This window comes from Streptomyces sp. NBC_00726 (assembly GCF_045161735.1).
GTDB lineage: Bacteria > Actinomycetota > Actinomycetes > Streptomycetales > Streptomycetaceae > Streptomyces.
On record NZ_CP108983.1, the window covers coordinates 643,752 to 660,361 of the forward strand.

A 16,610-nucleotide genomic window follows, 5' to 3' on the forward strand; every position below is an offset into this window, starting at 1 on the left:
GAAAAAGCCCCGTGCCACAAGGGCACGGGGCTCTTCCTAAAAGGAGTTCGGCGGCGTCCTACTCTCCCACAGGGTCCCCCCTGCAGTACCATCGGCGCTGAAAGGCTTAGCTTCCGGGTTCGGAATGTAACCGGGCGTTTCCCTAACGCAATGACCACCGAAACACTATGAAATTAACCAACACCGGACAACAACACAGCCGTTCGTTATTTCAGAACAAACACAGTGGACGCGAGCAACTGAGGACAAGCCCTCGGCCTATTAGTACCAGTCAGCTCCACCCGTTACCAGGCTTCCACATCTGGCCTATCAACCCAGTCGTCTACTGGGAGCCTTAACCCCTCAAGAGGGTGGGAATACTCATCTCGAAGCAGGCTTCCCGCTTAGATGCTTTCAGCGGTTATCCTTTCCGAACGTAGCCAACCAGCCATGCCCTTGGCAGAACAACTGGCACACCAGAGGTTCGTCCGTCCCGGTCCTCTCGTACTAGGGACAGCCCTTCTCAATATTCCTACGCGCACAGCGGATAGGGACCGAACTGTCTCACGACGTTCTAAACCCAGCTCGCGTACCGCTTTAATGGGCGAACAGCCCAACCCTTGGGACCGACTCCAGCCCCAGGATGCGACGAGCCGACATCGAGGTGCCAAACCATCCCGTCGATATGGACTCTTGGGGAAGATCAGCCTGTTATCCCCGGGGTACCTTTTATCCGTTGAGCGACAGCGCTTCCACAAGCCACTGCCGGATCACTAGTCCCGACTTTCGTCCCTGCTCGACCCGTCGGTCTCACAGTCAAGCTCCCTTGTGCACTTACACTCAACACCTGATTGCCAACCAGGCTGAGGGAACCTTTGGGCGCCTCCGTTACCCTTTAGGAGGCAACCGCCCCAGTTAAACTACCCATCAGACACTGTCCCTGATCCGGATCACGGACCCAGGTTAGACATCCAGCACGACCAGAGTGGTATTTCAACGACGACTCCACAACCACTGGCGTGGCCGCTTCAAAGTCTCCCACCTATCCTACACAAGCCGAACCGAACACCAATATCAAACTATAGTAAAGGTCCCGGGGTCTTTCCGTCCTGCTGCGCGAAACGAGCATCTTTACTCGTAGTGCAATTTCACCGGGCCTATGGTTGAGACAGTCGAGAAGTCGTTACGCCATTCGTGCAGGTCGGAACTTACCCGACAAGGAATTTCGCTACCTTAGGATGGTTATAGTTACCACCGCCGTTTACTGGCGCTTAAGTTCTCAGCTTCGCCACCCCGAAGAGCAGCTAACCGGTCCCCTTAACGTTCCAGCACCGGGCAGGCGTCAGTCCGTATACATCGCCTTACGGCTTCGCACGGACCTGTGTTTTTAGTAAACAGTCGCTTCTCGCTGGTCTCTGCGGCCACCCCCAGCTCACCGAGTAAATCGGATCACCAAAGATGGCCCCCTTCTCCCGAAGTTACGGGGGCATTTTGCCGAGTTCCTTAACCATAGTTCACCCGAACGCCTCGGTATTCTCTACCTGACCACCTGAGTCGGTTTAGGGTACGGGCCGCCATGAAACTCGCTAGAGGCTTTTCTCGACAGCATAGGATCATCCACTTCACCACAATCGGCTCGGCATCAGGTCTCAGCCTTAACGTGTGACGGATTTGCCTACCACACGGCCTACACCCTTACCCCGGGACAACCACCGCCCGGGCTGGACTACCTTCCTGCGTCACCCCATCGCTTACCTACTACCACCTTGGTTCATCGGCTCCACCACTACCCTCAACTCCGAAGAGATCAGGCCGGCTTCACGGACTTAGCATTAATGGGCTCAGTACTGGGCGTTTCAAAGCGGGTACCGGAATATCAACCGGTTGTCCATCGACTACGCCTGTCGGCCTCGCCTTAGGTCCCGACTTACCCTGGGCAGATCAGCTTGACCCAGGAACCCTTAGTCAATCGGCGCACACGTTTCTCACGTGTGTATCGCTACTCATGCCTGCATTCTCACTCGTGAACCGTCCACAACTACCTTCCAGTGCTGCTTCACCCGGCACACGACGCTCCCCTACCCATCCATACAGGCGTTAACCCTATGTGTATGAATGACACGACTTCGGCGGTACGCTTGAGCCCCGCTACATTGTCGGCGCGGAATCACTTGACCAGTGAGCTATTACGCACTCTTTCAAGGGTGGCTGCTTCTAAGCCAACCTCCTGGTTGTCTCTGCGACTCCACATCCTTTCCCACTTAGCGTACGCTTAGGGGCCTTAGTCGATGCTCTGGGCTGTTTCCCTCTCGACCATGGAGCTTATCCCCCACAGTCTCACTGCCGCGCTCTCACTTACCGGCATTCGGAGTTTGGCTAAGGTCAGTAACCCGGTAGGGCCCATCGCCTATCCAGTGCTCTACCTCCGGCAAGAAACACACGACGCTGCACCTAAATGCATTTCGGGGAGAACCAGCTATCACGGAGTTTGATTGGCCTTTCACCCCTAACCACAGGTCATCCCCCAGGTTTTCAACCCTGGTGGGTTCGGTCCTCCACGAAGTCTTACCTCCGCTTCAACCTGCCCATGGCTAGATCACTCCGCTTCGGGTCTAGAGCGTGCAACTCAAACGCCCTATTCGGACTCGCTTTCGCTACGGCTTCCCCACACGGGTTAACCTCGCTACACACCGCTAACTCGCAGGCTCATTCTTCAAAAGGCACGCAGTCACGACATGCAAGCAAGCTTGCATGCGACGCTCCCACGGCTTGTAGGCACACGGTTTCAGGTACTATTTCACTCCGCTCCCGCGGTACTTTTCACCATTCCCTCACGGTACTATCCGCTATCGGTCACCAGGGAATATTTAGGCTTAACGGGTGGTCCCGCCAGATTCACACGGGATTTCTCGGGCCCCGTGCTACTTGGGTGTCTCTCAAACGAGCCGTCAATGTTTCAGCTACGGGGGTCTTACCCTCTACGCCGGACCTTTCGCATGTCCTTCGCCTACATCAACGGTTTCTGACTCGTCTCACGGCCGGCAGACCATGAAAGAGAGATCCCACAACCCCGCATACGCAACCCCTGCCGGGTATCACACGCATACGGTTTGGCCTCATCCAGTTTCGCTCGCCACTACTCCCGGAATCACGGTTGTTTTCTCTTCCTGAGGGTACTGAGATGTTTCACTTCCCCTCGTTCCCTCCACACTGCCTATGTGTTCAGCAGCGGGTGACAGCCCATGACGACTGCCGGGTTTCCCCATTCGGACACCCCCGGATCAAAGCTCGGTTGACAGCTCCCCGGGGCCTATCGTGGCCTCCCACGTCCTTCATCGGTTCCTGGTGCCAAGGCATCCACCGTGCGCCCTTAAAAACTTGGCCACAGATGCTCGCGTCCACTGTGCAGTTCTCAAACAACGACCAGCCACCCACCACCCCACCCGAAACCGGGCGAGTTCACTGGGGCCAGCAACCGAAGGACGACCATCACGGCCGTACCTTCAGATACCCAACAGCGTGCCCGACCCGACCCATTCGCCTCCACGTTCCACGCCCCGAAGAGCAGTACTGGTGAACACTCATGTGCCGTGCCGAGTAGTCAACGTTCCACCCATGAGCTACCAGCACCGGACACTCGCCGGTGTTCTGGCCTCTGACCAAGCAAAGCTTGGTAAGAAGTGCTCCTTAGAAAGGAGGTGATCCAGCCGCACCTTCCGGTACGGCTACCTTGTTACGACTTCGTCCCAATCGCCAGTCCCACCTTCGACAGCTCCCTCCCACAAGGGGTTGGGCCACCGGCTTCGGGTGTTACCGACTTTCGTGACGTGACGGGCGGTGTGTACAAGGCCCGGGAACGTATTCACCGCAGCAATGCTGATCTGCGATTACTAGCAACTCCGACTTCATGGGGTCGAGTTGCAGACCCCAATCCGAACTGAGACCGGCTTTTTGAGATTCGCTCCGCCTCACGGCATCGCAGCTCATTGTATCGGCCATTGTAGCACGTGTGCAGCCCAAGACATAAAGGGCATGATGACTTGACGTCGTCCCCACCTTCCTCCGAGTTGACCCCGGCAGTCTCCTGTGAGTCCCCATCACCCCGAAGGGCATGCTGGCAACACAGAACAAGGGTTGCGCTCGTTGCGGGACTTAACCCAACATCTCACGACACGAGCTGACGACAGCCATGCACCACCTGTACACCGACCACAAGGGGGGCACCATCTCTGATGCTTTCCGGTGTATGTCAAGCCTTGGTAAGGTTCTTCGCGTTGCGTCGAATTAAGCCACATGCTCCGCTGCTTGTGCGGGCCCCCGTCAATTCCTTTGAGTTTTAGCCTTGCGGCCGTACTCCCCAGGCGGGGAACTTAATGCGTTAGCTGCGGCACCGACGACGTGGAATGTCGCCAACACCTAGTTCCCAACGTTTACGGCGTGGACTACCAGGGTATCTAATCCTGTTCGCTCCCCACGCTTTCGCTCCTCAGCGTCAGTAATGGCCCAGAGATCCGCCTTCGCCACCGGTGTTCCTCCTGATATCTGCGCATTTCACCGCTACACCAGGAATTCCGATCTCCCCTACCACACTCTAGCCTGCCCGTATCGACTGCAGACCCGGGGTTAAGCCCCGGGCTTTCACAACCGACGTGACAAGCCGCCTACGAGCTCTTTACGCCCAATAATTCCGGACAACGCTTGCGCCCTACGTATTACCGCGGCTGCTGGCACGTAGTTAGCCGGCGCTTCTTCTGCAGGTACCGTCACTTTCGCTTCTTCCCTGCTGAAAGAGGTTTACAACCCGAAGGCCGTCATCCCTCACGCGGCGTCGCTGCATCAGGCTTTCGCCCATTGTGCAATATTCCCCACTGCTGCCTCCCGTAGGAGTCTGGGCCGTGTCTCAGTCCCAGTGTGGCCGGTCGCCCTCTCAGGCCGGCTACCCGTCGTCGCCTTGGTAGGCCATTACCCCACCAACTAGCTGATAGGCCGCGGGCTCATCCTTCACCGCCGGAGCTTTCAACCTTCTCCCAGGAGGGAGAAAGTATTATCCGGTATTAGACCCCGTTTCCAGGGCTTGTCCCAGAGTGAAGGGCAGATTGCCCACGTGTTACTCACCCGTTCGCCACTAATCCACCCCGAAGGGCTTCATCGTTCGACTTGCATGTGTTAAGCACGCCGCCAGCGTTCGTCCTGAGCCAGGATCAAACTCTCCGTGAATGTTTTCCCGTAATCGGGTAACACATCACGAGAGCGGAACAAAAAGGTCGGAATATGACCTGTTGTCCACTGCGTCCTCGCTGTGTTTTGCCTACCCGGACCCGAAGGGCCGTGTAGGGCTTTCAAAGGAACCTCCAACCTGCCGAAGCAGGCCGGGGTATCAACATATCTGGCGTTGACTTTTGGCACGCTGTTGAGTTCTCAAGGAACGGACGCTTCCTTTGTACTCACCCTCTCGGGCTTTCCTCCGGGCGCTTCCCTTCGTTCTTGCGTTTCCGACTCTATCAGACTCTTTCGTGTCCGATTCCCGGCCGAAGCGGGTCAAACGATTTTCGCTTTCCAGTTCTTCGCTTTCGCGTTTCCCTTTCCGGCGGCTCAGACACTATCAAACCTTTCCGGTCCCCCTGACCGGCCCCCCGCAGACATGCGGGTGCCCGATTTCGGGTTAGGGTTTGGGCTCAATAGCCGCTGCCGACCCCCGACTCAAAGTCGCGTTGGGGCCAGGCAGGAGTACGACAGTACAGGCAGCCGGGAGTCGAGGCAAATCGTTTCCGGTGCGCCCCTAGGTCCCCGAACCGTCAGGACTCGGGCGGAACCGGGACTTCTTATGACTTACGCTGCTGAGCAGTACGCCGTCCTCCTGTCCAGCCGCGGCGGCACCTTCGAAAGCTCCACTGGGAGGCCCCCATGACCACTGTGACGTCCCCTCTTGCCGGACGTGCCGTTGGGCTCGCTGCCGTACCCGACCCCGTCTTCGCCGGCGCGATGGTCGGTCCCGGTACCGCCATCGACCCCGTCCGTGAGCCCTCCGAGGCAGTCTCCCCCGTCGACGGAGTCATCGTCTCCCTCCACCCGCACGCCTTCGTGGTGGTCGACAGCGAGGGGCACGGTGTGCTCACGCACCTGGGTATCGACACGGTCCAGCTCAACGGCGAGGGCTTCGAGCTGCTCGTGAGCAAGGGCGACACCGTCACCCGCGGTCAGGCCGTCGTCCGGTGGGACCCCTCCGCCGTCGAGAAGGCCGGCAAGTCCCCGGTGTGCCCGATCGTCGCGCTGGAAGCGACGGCCGAGGCACTCTCCGGTCTCGTGGAGTCCGGCGATGTCGCGGCCGGCGACGCGCTGTTCGGCTGGCAGTAACGCGATCGGCGCAGTGACAGCCGACTGGATATCCACCACCGCGGAGGCAACGGCCACCGCACGACCGGAGACGGGTGAAATGGAGACAACGCTGCGAGGCGTAGGCGTGAGCCACGGTGTGGCGATCGGCGAGGTACGGCACATGGGCACCGCGGTGCTCGAACCGCCGGCCAAGCAGATCCCGGCCGAGGAGGCGGAGCGTGAGCAGGGGCGGGCCCGGCAGGCAGTGGAGGCCGTGGCCGCCGACCTCATCGCGCGCGGCAACCTGGCCGGTGGCGAGGCCCAGCATGTGCTGGAGGCCCAGGCCATGATGGCCCAGGACCCCGAGCTCATGGCCGATGTGGAACGCCGCATCGCCGTCGGGAGCACCGCCGAGCGCGGCGTGTACGACGCATTCGCCTCGTACCGGGCGCTGCTGGCGGGTGCCGGCGAATATCTGGCGGGCCGGGTCGCCGACCTCGACGACGTCCGCAACCGCATCGTGGCGCGGCTGCTCGGTGTGCCGATGCCCGGTGTGCCGGACAGCGACGAGCCCTACGTTCTGATCGCCCGGGACCTCGCCCCCGCCGACACGGCGCTGCTGGACCCCGCGCTGGTCCTCGGCTTCGTCACCGAGGAGGGCGGGCCGACCAGCCACAGCGCCATCCTGGCCCGGGCGCTCGGTGTCCCCGCCGTGGTGGCCCTGCCCGGGGCCGGTGAGCTGGCCGAGGGCACGCTCATCGCCGTGGACGGCAGCACCGGCGAGATCTTCGTGGACCCGAGCGACGCGAAGCGGGCGGAGCTGGAGAGCGCCGCCGCCGCGCGCAAGGCCGCGCTGTCCGCCGCGACGGGCCCCGGTGCCACGTCGGACGGTCACAAGGTGCCGCTGCTCGCCAATGTCGGCGGTCCCGCCGACGTGCCGGCGGCCGTGGAGGCGGGTGCGGAGGGCGTCGGGCTGTTCCGTACCGAGTTCCTGTTCCTGGACGACAGCAAGCAGGCGCCGTCCGAGGAGAAGCAGATCGCCGCCTACCGCGCGGTGCTCGAAGCCTTCCCCGAGGGCCGTGTCGTGGTGCGTGTGCTGGACGCGGGCGCGGACAAGCCGCTCGACTTCCTGACCCCGGCGGACGAGCCGAACCCGGCGCTGGGCGTGCGCGGGCTGCGGAGCCTGCTGGACCACCCGGACGTGCTGCGTACCCAGCTGACCGCGCTGTCGAAGGCTGCCGAGGGGCTGCCCGTCCACCTTGAGGTCATGGCGCCCATGGTGGCCGACCGCGCGGACGCCAAGGCTTTCGCCGACGCCTGCCGCGAGGCCGGGCTGAACGCGAAGTTCGGCGCGATGGTCGAGATCCCGTCCGCCGCGCTGCGGGCGCGCTCGGTGCTCCAGGAGGTGGAGTTCCTGTCGCTGGGCACCAACGACCTGGCGCAGTACACCTTCGCGGCCGACCGCCAGGTGGGGGCCGTCTCCCGGCTCCAGGACCCGTGGCAGCCGGCGCTGCTGGATCTGGTCGCGCTGTCCGCCGAGGCCGCGAAGACCGAGGGCAAGAGCTGTGGTGTCTGTGGTGAGGCGGCCTCCGATCCGCTGCTCGCCTGTGTGCTGACGGGTCTGGGTGTGACGTCGCTGTCGATGGGTGCGGCGTCCATTCCCTACGTCCGCGCCACGCTGGCCAAGTACACGCTGGCGCAGTGCGAGCGGGCGGCTTCGGCCGCGCGTGCGGCGGACTCCGCCGAGGATGCGCGCCGGGCGGCGCAGGCGGTGCTGTCGGGCGAGTAGTCCGGGACCGTACGACGCGAGGTGAAGGGGCTTTCCGCCGGGAACGGCGGGAAGCCCCTTCGTCGTGTCAGCGGTGCTCCTCCGGTTCGTCGGCGCCGATGTCGAAGCCCGCGCAATATTCCACACCGGACTCGGGGGCGACGGGCTCGCCCGTGTCCGCGTCGGTGCAGTAGGCACTGAAGACCTCGCCGGCGGTGAGCGGGTCCATGGTGCCCCGGCTCAGCCGCCAGCCGTGCACGCGGTCCGGGGCGCCGGGTTTGCTCGTACGCAGGACGACTCCGCCGTGACTCTCCAGGGCGATGGCGACGGCGAGGACGCTCACGAACTCGGCGCCCTCCGAGGTGTCGAGCAGGACCGACCCGGCGGTGGGGCGGTCGGTGTGCAGGGCGGCGAGCAGCTGGTCGTTCTCCGTGGGGGTGCTGCACACCAGGTGGTGGGTGCCGGGGCCGGCCGCCTCCAGGGTGCGTTCCAGGAGGTGGGAGGCGCGGTCGAAGGCGGCTTGACCGATGTCGCGGCCGCAGTCCGCGCAGTCGCCGAGGCCGGCCAGGAGCATGGTGGCGTACTCCCAGGTGGCCCGGCGGACGGCCCGGCCGACGAGGACCTGGATCAGGGCGTCCAGGGGCTGTCCCTCGTAGGTGACGGTGGCTCCGCAGGCGGCGATCTCCGCGGTGAAGCGGCTGCGGCCGGCCGGGGTGTCGGGGGCGATGCCGGCCTCCGCGCAGTAGTGCACGTACTCCAGGGGGTCGAAGAGGGCGACCGTCGTGTGCACGCCCTGTGCGGTGAGGGCCTTGAGCAGGGCCTCGACCTGTTTCAGGTAGACGCCGTGGTCGTCGAAGGTGAAGGTGCGGAAGCGGCGCATCGCCGCGAAGTCCTCCTCATCGGTCAGCAGGCCGATGGTGGTGGGTGCTTCGCGGCGCAGCGTGCGTCGCATGGTGGTGGTCGCGGTCCGTCCGTGGACGGTGGTCCGCTTGTTCCTTGTCTGCGCCATGATGTCCCCCAGTGCGCTGTCGATCATTGCTCACTCAGCGTAACCATGGGGACTGACAATGGGTCGGTCAGCGGCGTTCGCGGGCCAGCTTCTCGTAGAAGTGGAGGAGTTCCAGGTTGTCGATCGAGCCGGGGTTGACGGCCTTTTCCAGGGCCGTTCCCTGGAGCAGGCGCTTGACCGGAACCTCGATGCGTTTGCCGGTGAGGGTGTGCGGGATGCCGGGGACCTCGATGACCTCGTCGGGGACGTGGCGGGGTGAGAGGTTCTCGCGGATGGTGCGCTTGATGCTGTCGCGGAGGGTGTCGTCCAGGGTGGCGCCCTCGGCGAGGTGGACGAAGAGCGGCATCCAGTAGCCGCCGTCCGGTTCCTCCAGGCCGATGACGAGGGATTCACGGATCTCGGGGAGGCGTTCGACGGCCTCGTAGATGTCGGCGGAGCCCATGCGGACGCCCTGCCGGTTGAGGGTGGAGTCGGAGCGGCCGTGGATGACGACGGAGCCGCGGTCGGTGATCGTGATCCAGTCGCCGTGGCGCCAGACTCCGGGGTACACGTCGAAGTAGCTGTCGTGGTAGCGGCTGCCGTCCGGGTCGTTCCAGAAGCGGACCGGCATGGAGGGCATGGGCTGGGTGACGACGAGTTCGCCGACCTCGCCGGTCAGCGGTTCGCCCGCCGGGTCCCAGGACTGGAGGTCGGTGCCGAGGCAGGCGGCCTGGAGTTCGCCGATGTGGACGGGGAGGGTGGGCACCGCGCCGGCGAAGCAGCTGCACACGTCGGTGCCGCCGCTGACGGAGGCGATCCAGAGGTCGTCGGCGACCTCGTCGTGGAGCCAGCGGAAGCCGTCCGGCGGGAGCGGGGAGCCGGTGGTGGCGACGCACTGGACGCGGGAGAGGTCGAGGTCGCGTCCCGGGTGGATGCCGGCCTTGCGGCAGGCCATGACGTAGGCGGCGGAGGTGCCGAAGAGGGTGGCGCCGGTCTGTTCGGCGACGCGCCACTGGGCGCTGATGTCCGGGTGGCCCGGGCTTCCGTCGTACAGCACGAGGGTGGTGCCGGTGAGGAGGCCGGAGACGAGGAAGTTCCACATCATCCAGCCGGTGGAGGTGTACCAGAAGAAGCGGTCCTCGGGGCCGAGGTCGCAGTGCAGGCCGATCTGCTTGAAGTGTTCGAGCAGGATGCCGCCCTGGGACTGGACGATGGCCTTGGGCAGGCCGGTGGTGCCCGAGGAGTAGAGGACCCAGAGCGGGTGGTCGAAGGGGACCTGTTCGAAGACCGGTTCGGTGTCGGCGGCGGTGAGGCCGGCCCAGTCGAGGGCGCCCTCGGGGGCCTCGGTGCCCAGCAGCGGGATGTGCACGACGGCGCGCAGGGTGGGCAGTTCGCGGCGGAGTTCGGCGACGGTGTCGGTGCGGTGGTGTTCCTTGCCGCCGTAGCGGTAGCCGTCGACGGTGAACAGGACGACGGGTTCGACCTGCTGGAAGCGGTCGAGGACGCTGCGGGCGCCGAAGTCGGGGGCGCAGGAGGTCCAGACGCCGCCGACCGCGGCGGTGGCGAGGAAGGCGACGACGGCCTGCGGGATGTTCGGCAGGTAGCCGCTGACGCGGTCGCCGGGGGTGACGCCGAGTGCGCGGAGTTCGGCGGCGAGCGAGCCGACCTGGCGGCGGAGCCCGGACCAGGAGGTCGGGACCTGGGTGTGGCTCTCGTCCACATGGAGCAGGGCGGGTGCGTCGGCGCGCTGGGGGTCCTCGGCGGCGCGCAGCGCGTGTTCGGCGTAGTTGAGGGTGGCGCCGGGGAACCAGCCGGCGCCGGGCATCGAGCGGTCGCCGATGATCTGCTCGTACGGGGTGGAGAAGCGCACGTCGAACCATTCGGCGACGGCTTTCCAGAAGGTGTCGAGCTCGTCGACGGACCAGCGGTGCAGACTGGCGTAGCCGCCCTCGGCGGGGGCGCCGTGGTGTTCGGCGGCCCAGCTCTGGAACCGGGTGACGGCGGCGGCCGCGATGCGGTCGGGGCCGGGCTGCCACAGGGGGGCTTCGTCGGCTGCTGAGGTCATGGGGGCGGCTCCCTGGCTGTAGCGGGTACGCGGTGTGTGCGCAGGTCGCGCGCACGTGCGGGGTGTGCGCGTGAGGCGACGTCACGGACGATGCCATGTGATCGTCCTTCGCACCAGGGTTGCCCGTACATGGTTCCGTGTCCCGGTATGTGCTCCCGCCACGTCCGGTGCGGGGTGAACGGAAGTTGAACGGCGCTTGTTCTCGGCCGGGCGGGTGGCAGGGTGAGCGGCATGAACGGTCGTGACCTGGTGCGCTCGGTGAAGCTGGTGGGTTCGAAGCGGGGGCTGCGCACGGTGCGCTCGGCGTGGCGCCGGGCGCGTGCGGACGCGCGGGCGCTGCCGGGGCGTGGGGCGGAGCGGGCGCGGGTGCCGGGTCCGGTGACGGGGGCGGAGCCGGGGCCCGGGGGCGGTGTGGTGCGGTTCGCCCGTTCGGAGCTGCGGATTCGGGTGGCGGTGGGCGGGGCGGTGTTCTGGGGGTGGGACGGGGCGGAGCCGGGGCCGTCGTACGGGGTGGCCGGGGAGGCGCCGGCCGCTGATCCGCGGGCGGTGCTGGAGCCGGGTACGGACGGCGGCTGGCAGGTGGTGGCGGAGCGGCTGACGGTCGCGGTGTCGCGGCTGGGGGCGGTGGAGCTGCGGACGCCGGGCGGGGTGGTGCTGCGCCGGGAGCTGCCGCCGCGCTGGTGGGAGCCGGTGGCGGGCGGGGAGGCGCGGTGGGTGCAGCGTTCGGAGGTGGCGGCGGACGCGCGGTTCTTCGGTCTTGGCGGGCGGGCTGCGGGGCCCCGGCTGCGGGACGGGTCGTACGCGCTGTGGAACACGGACCCGGGCGGGCGGTTCGGGCCGGGGGACGATCCGCTGTATCTGACGATGCCGGTGCAGCTGGTGGTGGCGGACGCGGGGACGCACCTGGTGTTCTACGACAACTCCTGGTCGGGGCGGGTGTCGTTGCGGGAGGGGAGGGAGGGTGCGGGGTCCGGGCACGACCGGCCGGGTGCTTCGGAGGTGCGGGTGGACGGCGGGCCGCTGCGCTGCTGGGCGGTGGCGGGTACGCCGGCCCGGGTGCTGGCGGGGTGGTCGGCGCTGACGGGGGCGGCCGCGGTGCCGCCGTCCTGGGCGCTGGGGCCGCAGCACGCCCGGTGGGGGTTCGGGTCGGAGCGGGAGGTCCGGCGGGTGGTGGCGGGGTACCGGGGGCGGGGGCTGCCGTTGTCGGTGCTGCATCTGGACATCGACCACTACGACGCGCACCGGGTGTTCACCGTGGACCGCGGGCGGTTCCCGGATCTGCCGGGGCTCGCCGGGGAGTTGCGGGATGCCGGGGTGCGGCTGGTGTCGATCGTGGACCCGGCGGTCGCCGCGGTCGGGGGGAACGCGGTGTACGACTCCGGCCGGGCGGTGGGGGCTTCGGGGGCTTTTGTGCGGGATGCCCGGGGGCGGGAGGTGCGCGGGGAGGTGTGGCCGGGTGCGTGTGTGTATCCGGACTTCACGGATCCGGGGGTACGGGAGTGGTGGGGCGGGCTGTACGCGGAGCGGCTGGCGCAGGGGTTCTCCGGGGTGTGGCACGACATGAACGAGCCGGTGTCCTTCGCGGCGTTCGGTGATCCGTCGTTGCCGCGTTCGGCACGGCACGCGCTGGAGGGGCGCGGCGGTGACCACCGGGAGGCGCACAACGTGTACGGGCTGGCGATGGCGCGGGCCGGGTACGAGGGGCTGGCCCGGCTGCGTCCCGGGGAGCGGCCGTTCCTGTTCTCGCGTTCGGGCTGGGCGGGGATGCAGCGGTACGGGGGCACCTGGTCCGGTGATGTGGCGACGGGTTGGCCGGGGCTGCGGGCTTCGTTGGCGCTGGTTCTGGGGCTCGGGCTGTGCGGGGTGCCGTATTCGGGTCCGGATGTGGGCGGGTTCGACGGGTCGCCGTCGCCGGAGCTGTATCTGCGGTGGTTCCAGCTGGGCGCGTATCTGCCGCTGTTCCGTACGCACGCGGCGATCGACGCGGGGCGCCGGGAGCCGTGGGAGTTCGGGCCGGAGGTGCTGGCCGGGGCGCGGGAGGTGCTGGTGGAGCGGGAGCGGTTGCGGCCGTACTGGGTGACGCTGGCGCGGCTGGCGGCGCTGACGGGTGCGCCGTACGTGCGCCCGTTGTGGTGGTCGGCGCCCGGGGACCGGGGGCTGCGGGACTGCGAGGACGCGTTCCTGCTGGGTGACGCCCTGCTGGTGGCGCCGGTGCTGGAGCCGGGGGTGGTGCGCCGGTCGGTGCCGCTGCCGCCGGGGCGCTGGTACGACACGGTGAGCGGGGCGGTGTACGAGGGGCCGGGGCGGGTGGTGGTGGAGGCGCCGCTGTCCCGGGTGCCGGTGCTGGCCCGGGCGGGGGCGGTGATTCCGGTGCGGGGTGCGGACGGCGGCCTGGAGCTGGAGGTGTGGGCGCCGGTGGCGGGGCGCCCGGGTGGCGGGACGGTGGTCCGGAACGCGGGTGACGGCTGGGAGCCGGTGGAGGTCGAGCGGTACACCTCCCGGCTGGCGGGCGGGCGGGTCGTGGTGGAGCGGGAGGGCGGGTCGGTGGACCGCCCGGTGCGGGTGCGGGGCGCGGGGGCTCAGCGGTAGCGGCCGGCGAACCAGCGGCGGACGGCCTCGGTGTGGAGGGGGAAGGCGAGCGGGGCGGGGGCGGTGAGCAGGGTGTGGCCGGCTGTCTCGTCGGTGGGGGCGGACGGCGGGAGCGCGGCGGCGGGCCGTTCGGGGAGGAGTCCGAAGAGGAGCAGGTGTCCGGCGGGTGAGCTGAGGGCGTCGGCGAGGCGGACGTCCTCGGGGCGTGCCTCGATGCGGGTCTCCTCGCGCAGTTCGCGTACGACGGCGCGCTGCCAGTCCTCGGCGTGGTCGATGAAGCCGCCGGGCAGGGCGAGGCCGCCGCGTGCGGGTTCGATGGTGCGGGTGATGACGACGAGGCCGGTGGTGTCGTCGTCGGTGACGGGGAGCAGGGCGACGGCGACCGGGAGCGGGTTGCGGTAGGCGGTCTCGCCGCAGGCGGCGCAGGTGCGGGGCCAGGCGTCGGGGGCCGGGAGGCCGGTGTACGCGGCTCCGCAGGCGGGGCAGTGGGAGTACGTCACGGGCTGCTCCGTTTCCTCGTGGGGGCGGCTCTCGTGGTGACCGGGCGTGGGACCGGTGGCGGACACGCGCGGACTGTACCGGATCGCCCTTTCCGGCGGCCCCGGACCGTGGAGGATGTGCTCATGACAGCCATAGCGACCGCTTTCCGTGCCCTGGCGGCCACCGCCGCCGCCCTGCTCGCCGTGACCGTCACCGCGCCGGTGGCGCAGGCGAGGCCCGAGCCGAAGGCGCCCCGGGAGTTCGTCTCGCTGCGTTCGGTGGACCCCACGATCATCCAGGAGATGCGCTATCCGACCGCGCACGACTTCATGGGCGAGCCCGTGGACGGCTACCGGCAGCCGCTCTGCATCCTGACCCGGCCGGCCGCCGAGGCCCTGCACCGCGCGCAGCTCCGGCTGCTGCGGCAGGGCTATTCGCTGAAGGTGTACGACTGTTACCGCCCGCAGCGGGCCGTCGACCACTTCGTGCGGTGGGCGAAGGACCTGGACGACGAGACGATGAAGGGGGAGTTCTATCCCCGGGTCGACAAGTCCCGGCTCTTCGCGGACGGTTACATCGCGGAGAAGTCGGGGCGCAGCCGGGGCAGCACCGTGGACCTGACGCTCGTACGGCTTCCTGCCGCGCCGGCCAGGCCGTACCGGCCGGGCGAGAAGCTGGTGCCGTGCTACGCGCCGCGGGCGGACCGTTTCCCCGACAACTCGGTGGACATGGGCACCGGTTTCGACTGCTTCGACACGCTCTCGCACACCGATGATCCCCGGATCCAGGGGGTGCGGCGCGCCAACCGGCAGTTCCTGAAGAAGACGCTCACCGAGGCCGGTTTCGTGAATCTGGCCGAGGAATGGTGGCACTACACCTTCCAGCCCGAGACGTTCCCCGACACCTATTTCGACTTCCCGGTGGCCCGCAGCTCGGTCTCCGGGCACTGAGCCCGCCGCGCGGGAACGGGCGCCCGGGACCACCCCCGTGGGTTCCGGCCGCCCGTTCTCCCTTTCGGACGCGGCACAGCCGTTTCCGGTTGCCGGATCAGGGATTACGGTTCCCGTATGTCACCGCAGACGTTCGATTCGTACGAAGAGTTCTGGCCGTACTACGTCGCCATGCACTCGCGGGCCGCGACCCGCTGGGTGCATCTCACCGGCACGCTGACCGGGCTCGCCCTCAGCGTGTACGGGCTGGCGCGCGGCCGGAAGCGGTATCTGGCCGCGCTGCCGCTCATCGGCTACGGCACGGCCTGGCCCGCGCACTTCCTGATCGAGAAGAACAACCCGGCCACCTTCGGCCACCCGGCCTGGTCGCTGCGCGGTGACGCGCAGATGATCCGGATGATGCTGGCCGGGCGCGACCACGAGCTGGCGCAGACCGCCGGGAAGTGGCTGGCGGAGAACGGCCGCTAGGTGGTGACGGGCTCGCGCGGGCGGTCCGCGCGGGCCAGGGCGTGTTCGACCACGGCCACCAGCACGTCCCGGGCCGAGGCCCGGTCCCGCGCGTCGCACATCAGAAGCGGCACCTGCGGGTCCAGGTCGAGCGCGGCCCGTACCGTCGCCTCCGGGAACAGGTCCGCGCCCTCGAAGCAGTTGACGGCGACGGCGAACGGGATCTCGCGGCGCTCGAAGTAGTCGACGGCCGCAAAGCAGTCGGCCAGGCGCCGGGTGTCCGCGAGCACGACCGCTCCCAGTGCGCCCTGCGCCAGCTCGTCCCAGAGGAACCAGAACCGGTCCTGCCCCGGCGTGCCGAAGAGGTACAGCACCAGGTCCTCGCGGAGCGTGATCCGCCCGAAGTCCATGGCCACGGTCGTCGTGGTCTTCCCCTCGACGCCGTCCAGATCGTCCACCGGACGGCCCGCCTCGGTCAGCCGTTCCTCCGTGCGCAGCGGCCTGATCTCGCTGACCGCGCCCACCAGCGTCGTCTTGCCCACGCCGAAGCCGCCCGCCACCAGGATCTTGAGGGTGACGGGCTCCACGGGCCGCCTGCTGCGGCTAGAGCGCCCGAAGGCCATTGATCACCTCACGGAGAATGTTCACGTCCGGCAGTTCGGCCGGCGGAACGGGACGGGTCACGTGTACCAGCTCGTCGTCCACGAGATCGCCGACCAGGACCCGTACCACGCCCACGGGCAGGTCCAGGGACGAGGCGAGCTCGGCGATCGACTGGGGCAGCTCACCGCAGAGTCCGAGGATCTCGACGTGTTCCGGGGTGAGCAGCTGGTCGCTGTCCGGGTCGTCGGCCGCGGGTTCGGGCACAACGATCGCGATCAGGTCGAGGCGGTGGCGGGACGCACTGCTGGTGCGCCCGCGGGTCATCGCGTAGGGGCGGACGACGGGCCCCGCGTCGTCGTCGTACCAGCGCGGGGTCCGCGGCCTTTCCGGGGTCTCCGGGGAGCCGGGCGATGCGGCGCTCATGGC

10 protein-coding genes and 3 rRNA genes are annotated in these 16,610 nt (G+C 67.4%); 5 read left to right on the forward strand and 8 right to left on the reverse strand.

What is annotated here, in order from left to right; translation table 11 throughout:
- Nucleotides 1-45: 45 nt before the first annotated feature.
- The 3 genes from rrf to OG338_RS02755 form a co-directional block, all read right to left on the reverse strand.
- Nucleotides 46-162 (reverse strand): 5S ribosomal RNA (gene rrf, locus OG338_RS02745).
- 79 nt (nucleotides 163-241) lie between these two features.
- Nucleotides 242-3,363, reverse strand: a 23S ribosomal RNA gene (locus tag OG338_RS02750).
- 307 nt (nucleotides 3,364-3,670) lie between these two features.
- Nucleotides 3,671-5,196: ribosomal RNA gene (locus tag OG338_RS02755) — 16S ribosomal RNA — on the reverse strand.
- The 16S, 23S and 5S rRNA genes sit together here, the layout of an rRNA operon.
- A gap of 687 nt (nucleotides 5,197-5,883) precedes the next feature.
- Between OG338_RS02755 and OG338_RS02760 the strand changes: the two genes are divergently transcribed.
- The gene (locus OG338_RS02760; protein WP_405935791.1) at nucleotides 5,884-6,333 is read left to right on the forward strand and encodes a PTS glucose transporter subunit IIA; all 450 of its coding nucleotides are present in this window, start codon (nucleotides 5,884-5,886) and stop codon (nucleotides 6,331-6,333) included.
- 79 nt (nucleotides 6,334-6,412) lie between these two features.
- Nucleotides 6,413-8,083 carry a phosphoenolpyruvate--protein phosphotransferase gene (ptsP, locus tag OG338_RS02765; RefSeq protein ID WP_405935792.1) on the forward strand — a complete coding sequence of 557 codons (1,671 nt, stop codon included), beginning with the start codon at nucleotides 6,413-6,415 and terminating at the stop codon, nucleotides 8,081-8,083.
- Between the two features lie 67 nt (nucleotides 8,084-8,150).
- Here ptsP and OG338_RS02770 read toward each other — a convergent pair whose 3' ends face one another.
- The gene (locus tag OG338_RS02770; protein ID WP_405935793.1) at nucleotides 8,151-9,098 is read right to left on the reverse strand and encodes a hypothetical protein; all 948 of its coding nucleotides are present in this window, start codon (nucleotides 9,096-9,098) and stop codon (nucleotides 8,151-8,153) included.
- A gap of 40 nt (nucleotides 9,099-9,138) precedes the next feature.
- Nucleotides 9,139-11,115, reverse strand: coding sequence for an acetoacetate--CoA ligase (locus OG338_RS02775; protein WP_405935794.1), 1,977 nt, complete (start codon nucleotides 11,113-11,115; stop codon nucleotides 9,139-9,141).
- A gap of 231 nt (nucleotides 11,116-11,346) precedes the next feature.
- Between OG338_RS02775 and OG338_RS02780 the strand changes: the two genes are divergently transcribed.
- Nucleotides 11,347-13,704 carry a glycoside hydrolase family 31 protein gene (locus OG338_RS02780; RefSeq protein ID WP_405935795.1) on the forward strand — a complete coding sequence of 786 codons (2,358 nt, stop codon included), beginning with the start codon at nucleotides 11,347-11,349 and terminating at the stop codon, nucleotides 13,702-13,704.
- On the opposite strand, the gene OG338_RS02785 is transcribed toward OG338_RS02780, so the two are convergent.
- Complete coding sequence (locus OG338_RS02785; RefSeq protein ID WP_405935796.1) at nucleotides 13,695-14,270, reverse strand: NUDIX domain-containing protein; 576 nt, start codon at nucleotides 14,268-14,270, stop codon at nucleotides 13,695-13,697. The two genes, OG338_RS02780 and OG338_RS02785, sit on opposite strands and share 10 nt — an antisense overlap.
- Before the next feature lie 57 nt (nucleotides 14,271-14,327).
- Between OG338_RS02785 and OG338_RS02790 the strand changes: the two genes are divergently transcribed.
- Both OG338_RS02790 and OG338_RS02795 read left to right on the forward strand, forming a co-directional pair.
- Nucleotides 14,328-15,134 (forward strand): M15 family metallopeptidase, encoded by an 807-nt coding sequence (locus OG338_RS02790; protein WP_405935797.1) that lies wholly within the window; start codon nucleotides 14,328-14,330, stop codon nucleotides 15,132-15,134.
- A gap of 117 nt (nucleotides 15,135-15,251) precedes the next feature.
- A complete protein-coding gene (locus OG338_RS02795; RefSeq protein WP_405935798.1) occupies nucleotides 15,252-15,602 on the forward strand; it encodes an Mpo1-like protein in 351 nt (116 codons plus the stop codon).
- On the opposite strand, the gene OG338_RS02800 is transcribed toward OG338_RS02795, so the two are convergent.
- Nucleotides 15,599-16,204 carry an ATP/GTP-binding protein gene (locus OG338_RS02800; protein ID WP_073864250.1) on the reverse strand — a complete coding sequence of 202 codons (606 nt, stop codon included), beginning with the start codon at nucleotides 16,202-16,204 and terminating at the stop codon, nucleotides 15,599-15,601. The two genes, OG338_RS02795 and OG338_RS02800, sit on opposite strands and share 4 nt — an antisense overlap.
- Nucleotides 16,185-16,607 (reverse strand): DUF742 domain-containing protein, encoded by a 423-nt coding sequence (locus OG338_RS02805; RefSeq protein ID WP_405935799.1) that lies wholly within the window; start codon nucleotides 16,605-16,607, stop codon nucleotides 16,185-16,187. Before OG338_RS02805 ends, OG338_RS02800 begins: the two co-directional genes overlap by 20 nt.
- Between the last annotated feature and the right edge of the window lie 3 nt (nucleotides 16,608-16,610).

What these genes read in the sequence shown, in the direction of transcription:
- OG338_RS02780 (WP_405935795.1), top strand. Translation starts at nt 11,347, where the DNA reads ATGAACGGTCGTGACCTGGTGCGCTCGGTGAAGCTGGTGGGTTCGAAG.
- OG338_RS02790 (WP_405935797.1), top strand. Translation starts at nt 14,328, where the DNA reads ATGACAGCCATAGCGACCGCTTTCCGTGCCCTGGCGGCCACCGCCGCC.
- OG338_RS02800 (WP_073864250.1), bottom strand. Translation starts at nt 16,204, where the DNA reads ATGGCCTTCGGGCGCTCTAGCCGCAGCAGGCGGCCCGTGGAGCCCGTC.
- ptsP (WP_405935792.1), top strand. Translation starts at nt 6,413, where the DNA reads ATGGAGACAACGCTGCGAGGCGTAGGCGTGAGCCACGGTGTGGCGATC.
- OG338_RS02775 (WP_405935794.1), bottom strand. Translation starts at nt 11,115, where the DNA reads ATGACCTCAGCAGCCGACGAAGCCCCCCTGTGGCAGCCCGGCCCCGAC.
- OG338_RS02795 (WP_405935798.1), top strand. Translation starts at nt 15,252, where the DNA reads ATGTCACCGCAGACGTTCGATTCGTACGAAGAGTTCTGGCCGTACTAC.
- OG338_RS02770 (WP_405935793.1), bottom strand. Translation starts at nt 9,098, where the DNA reads ATGATCGACAGCGCACTGGGGGACATCATGGCGCAGACAAGGAACAAG.
- OG338_RS02805 (WP_405935799.1), bottom strand. Translation starts at nt 16,607, where the DNA reads ATGAGCGCCGCATCGCCCGGCTCCCCGGAGACCCCGGAAAGGCCGCGG.
- OG338_RS02760 (WP_405935791.1), top strand. Translation starts at nt 5,884, where the DNA reads ATGACCACTGTGACGTCCCCTCTTGCCGGACGTGCCGTTGGGCTCGCT.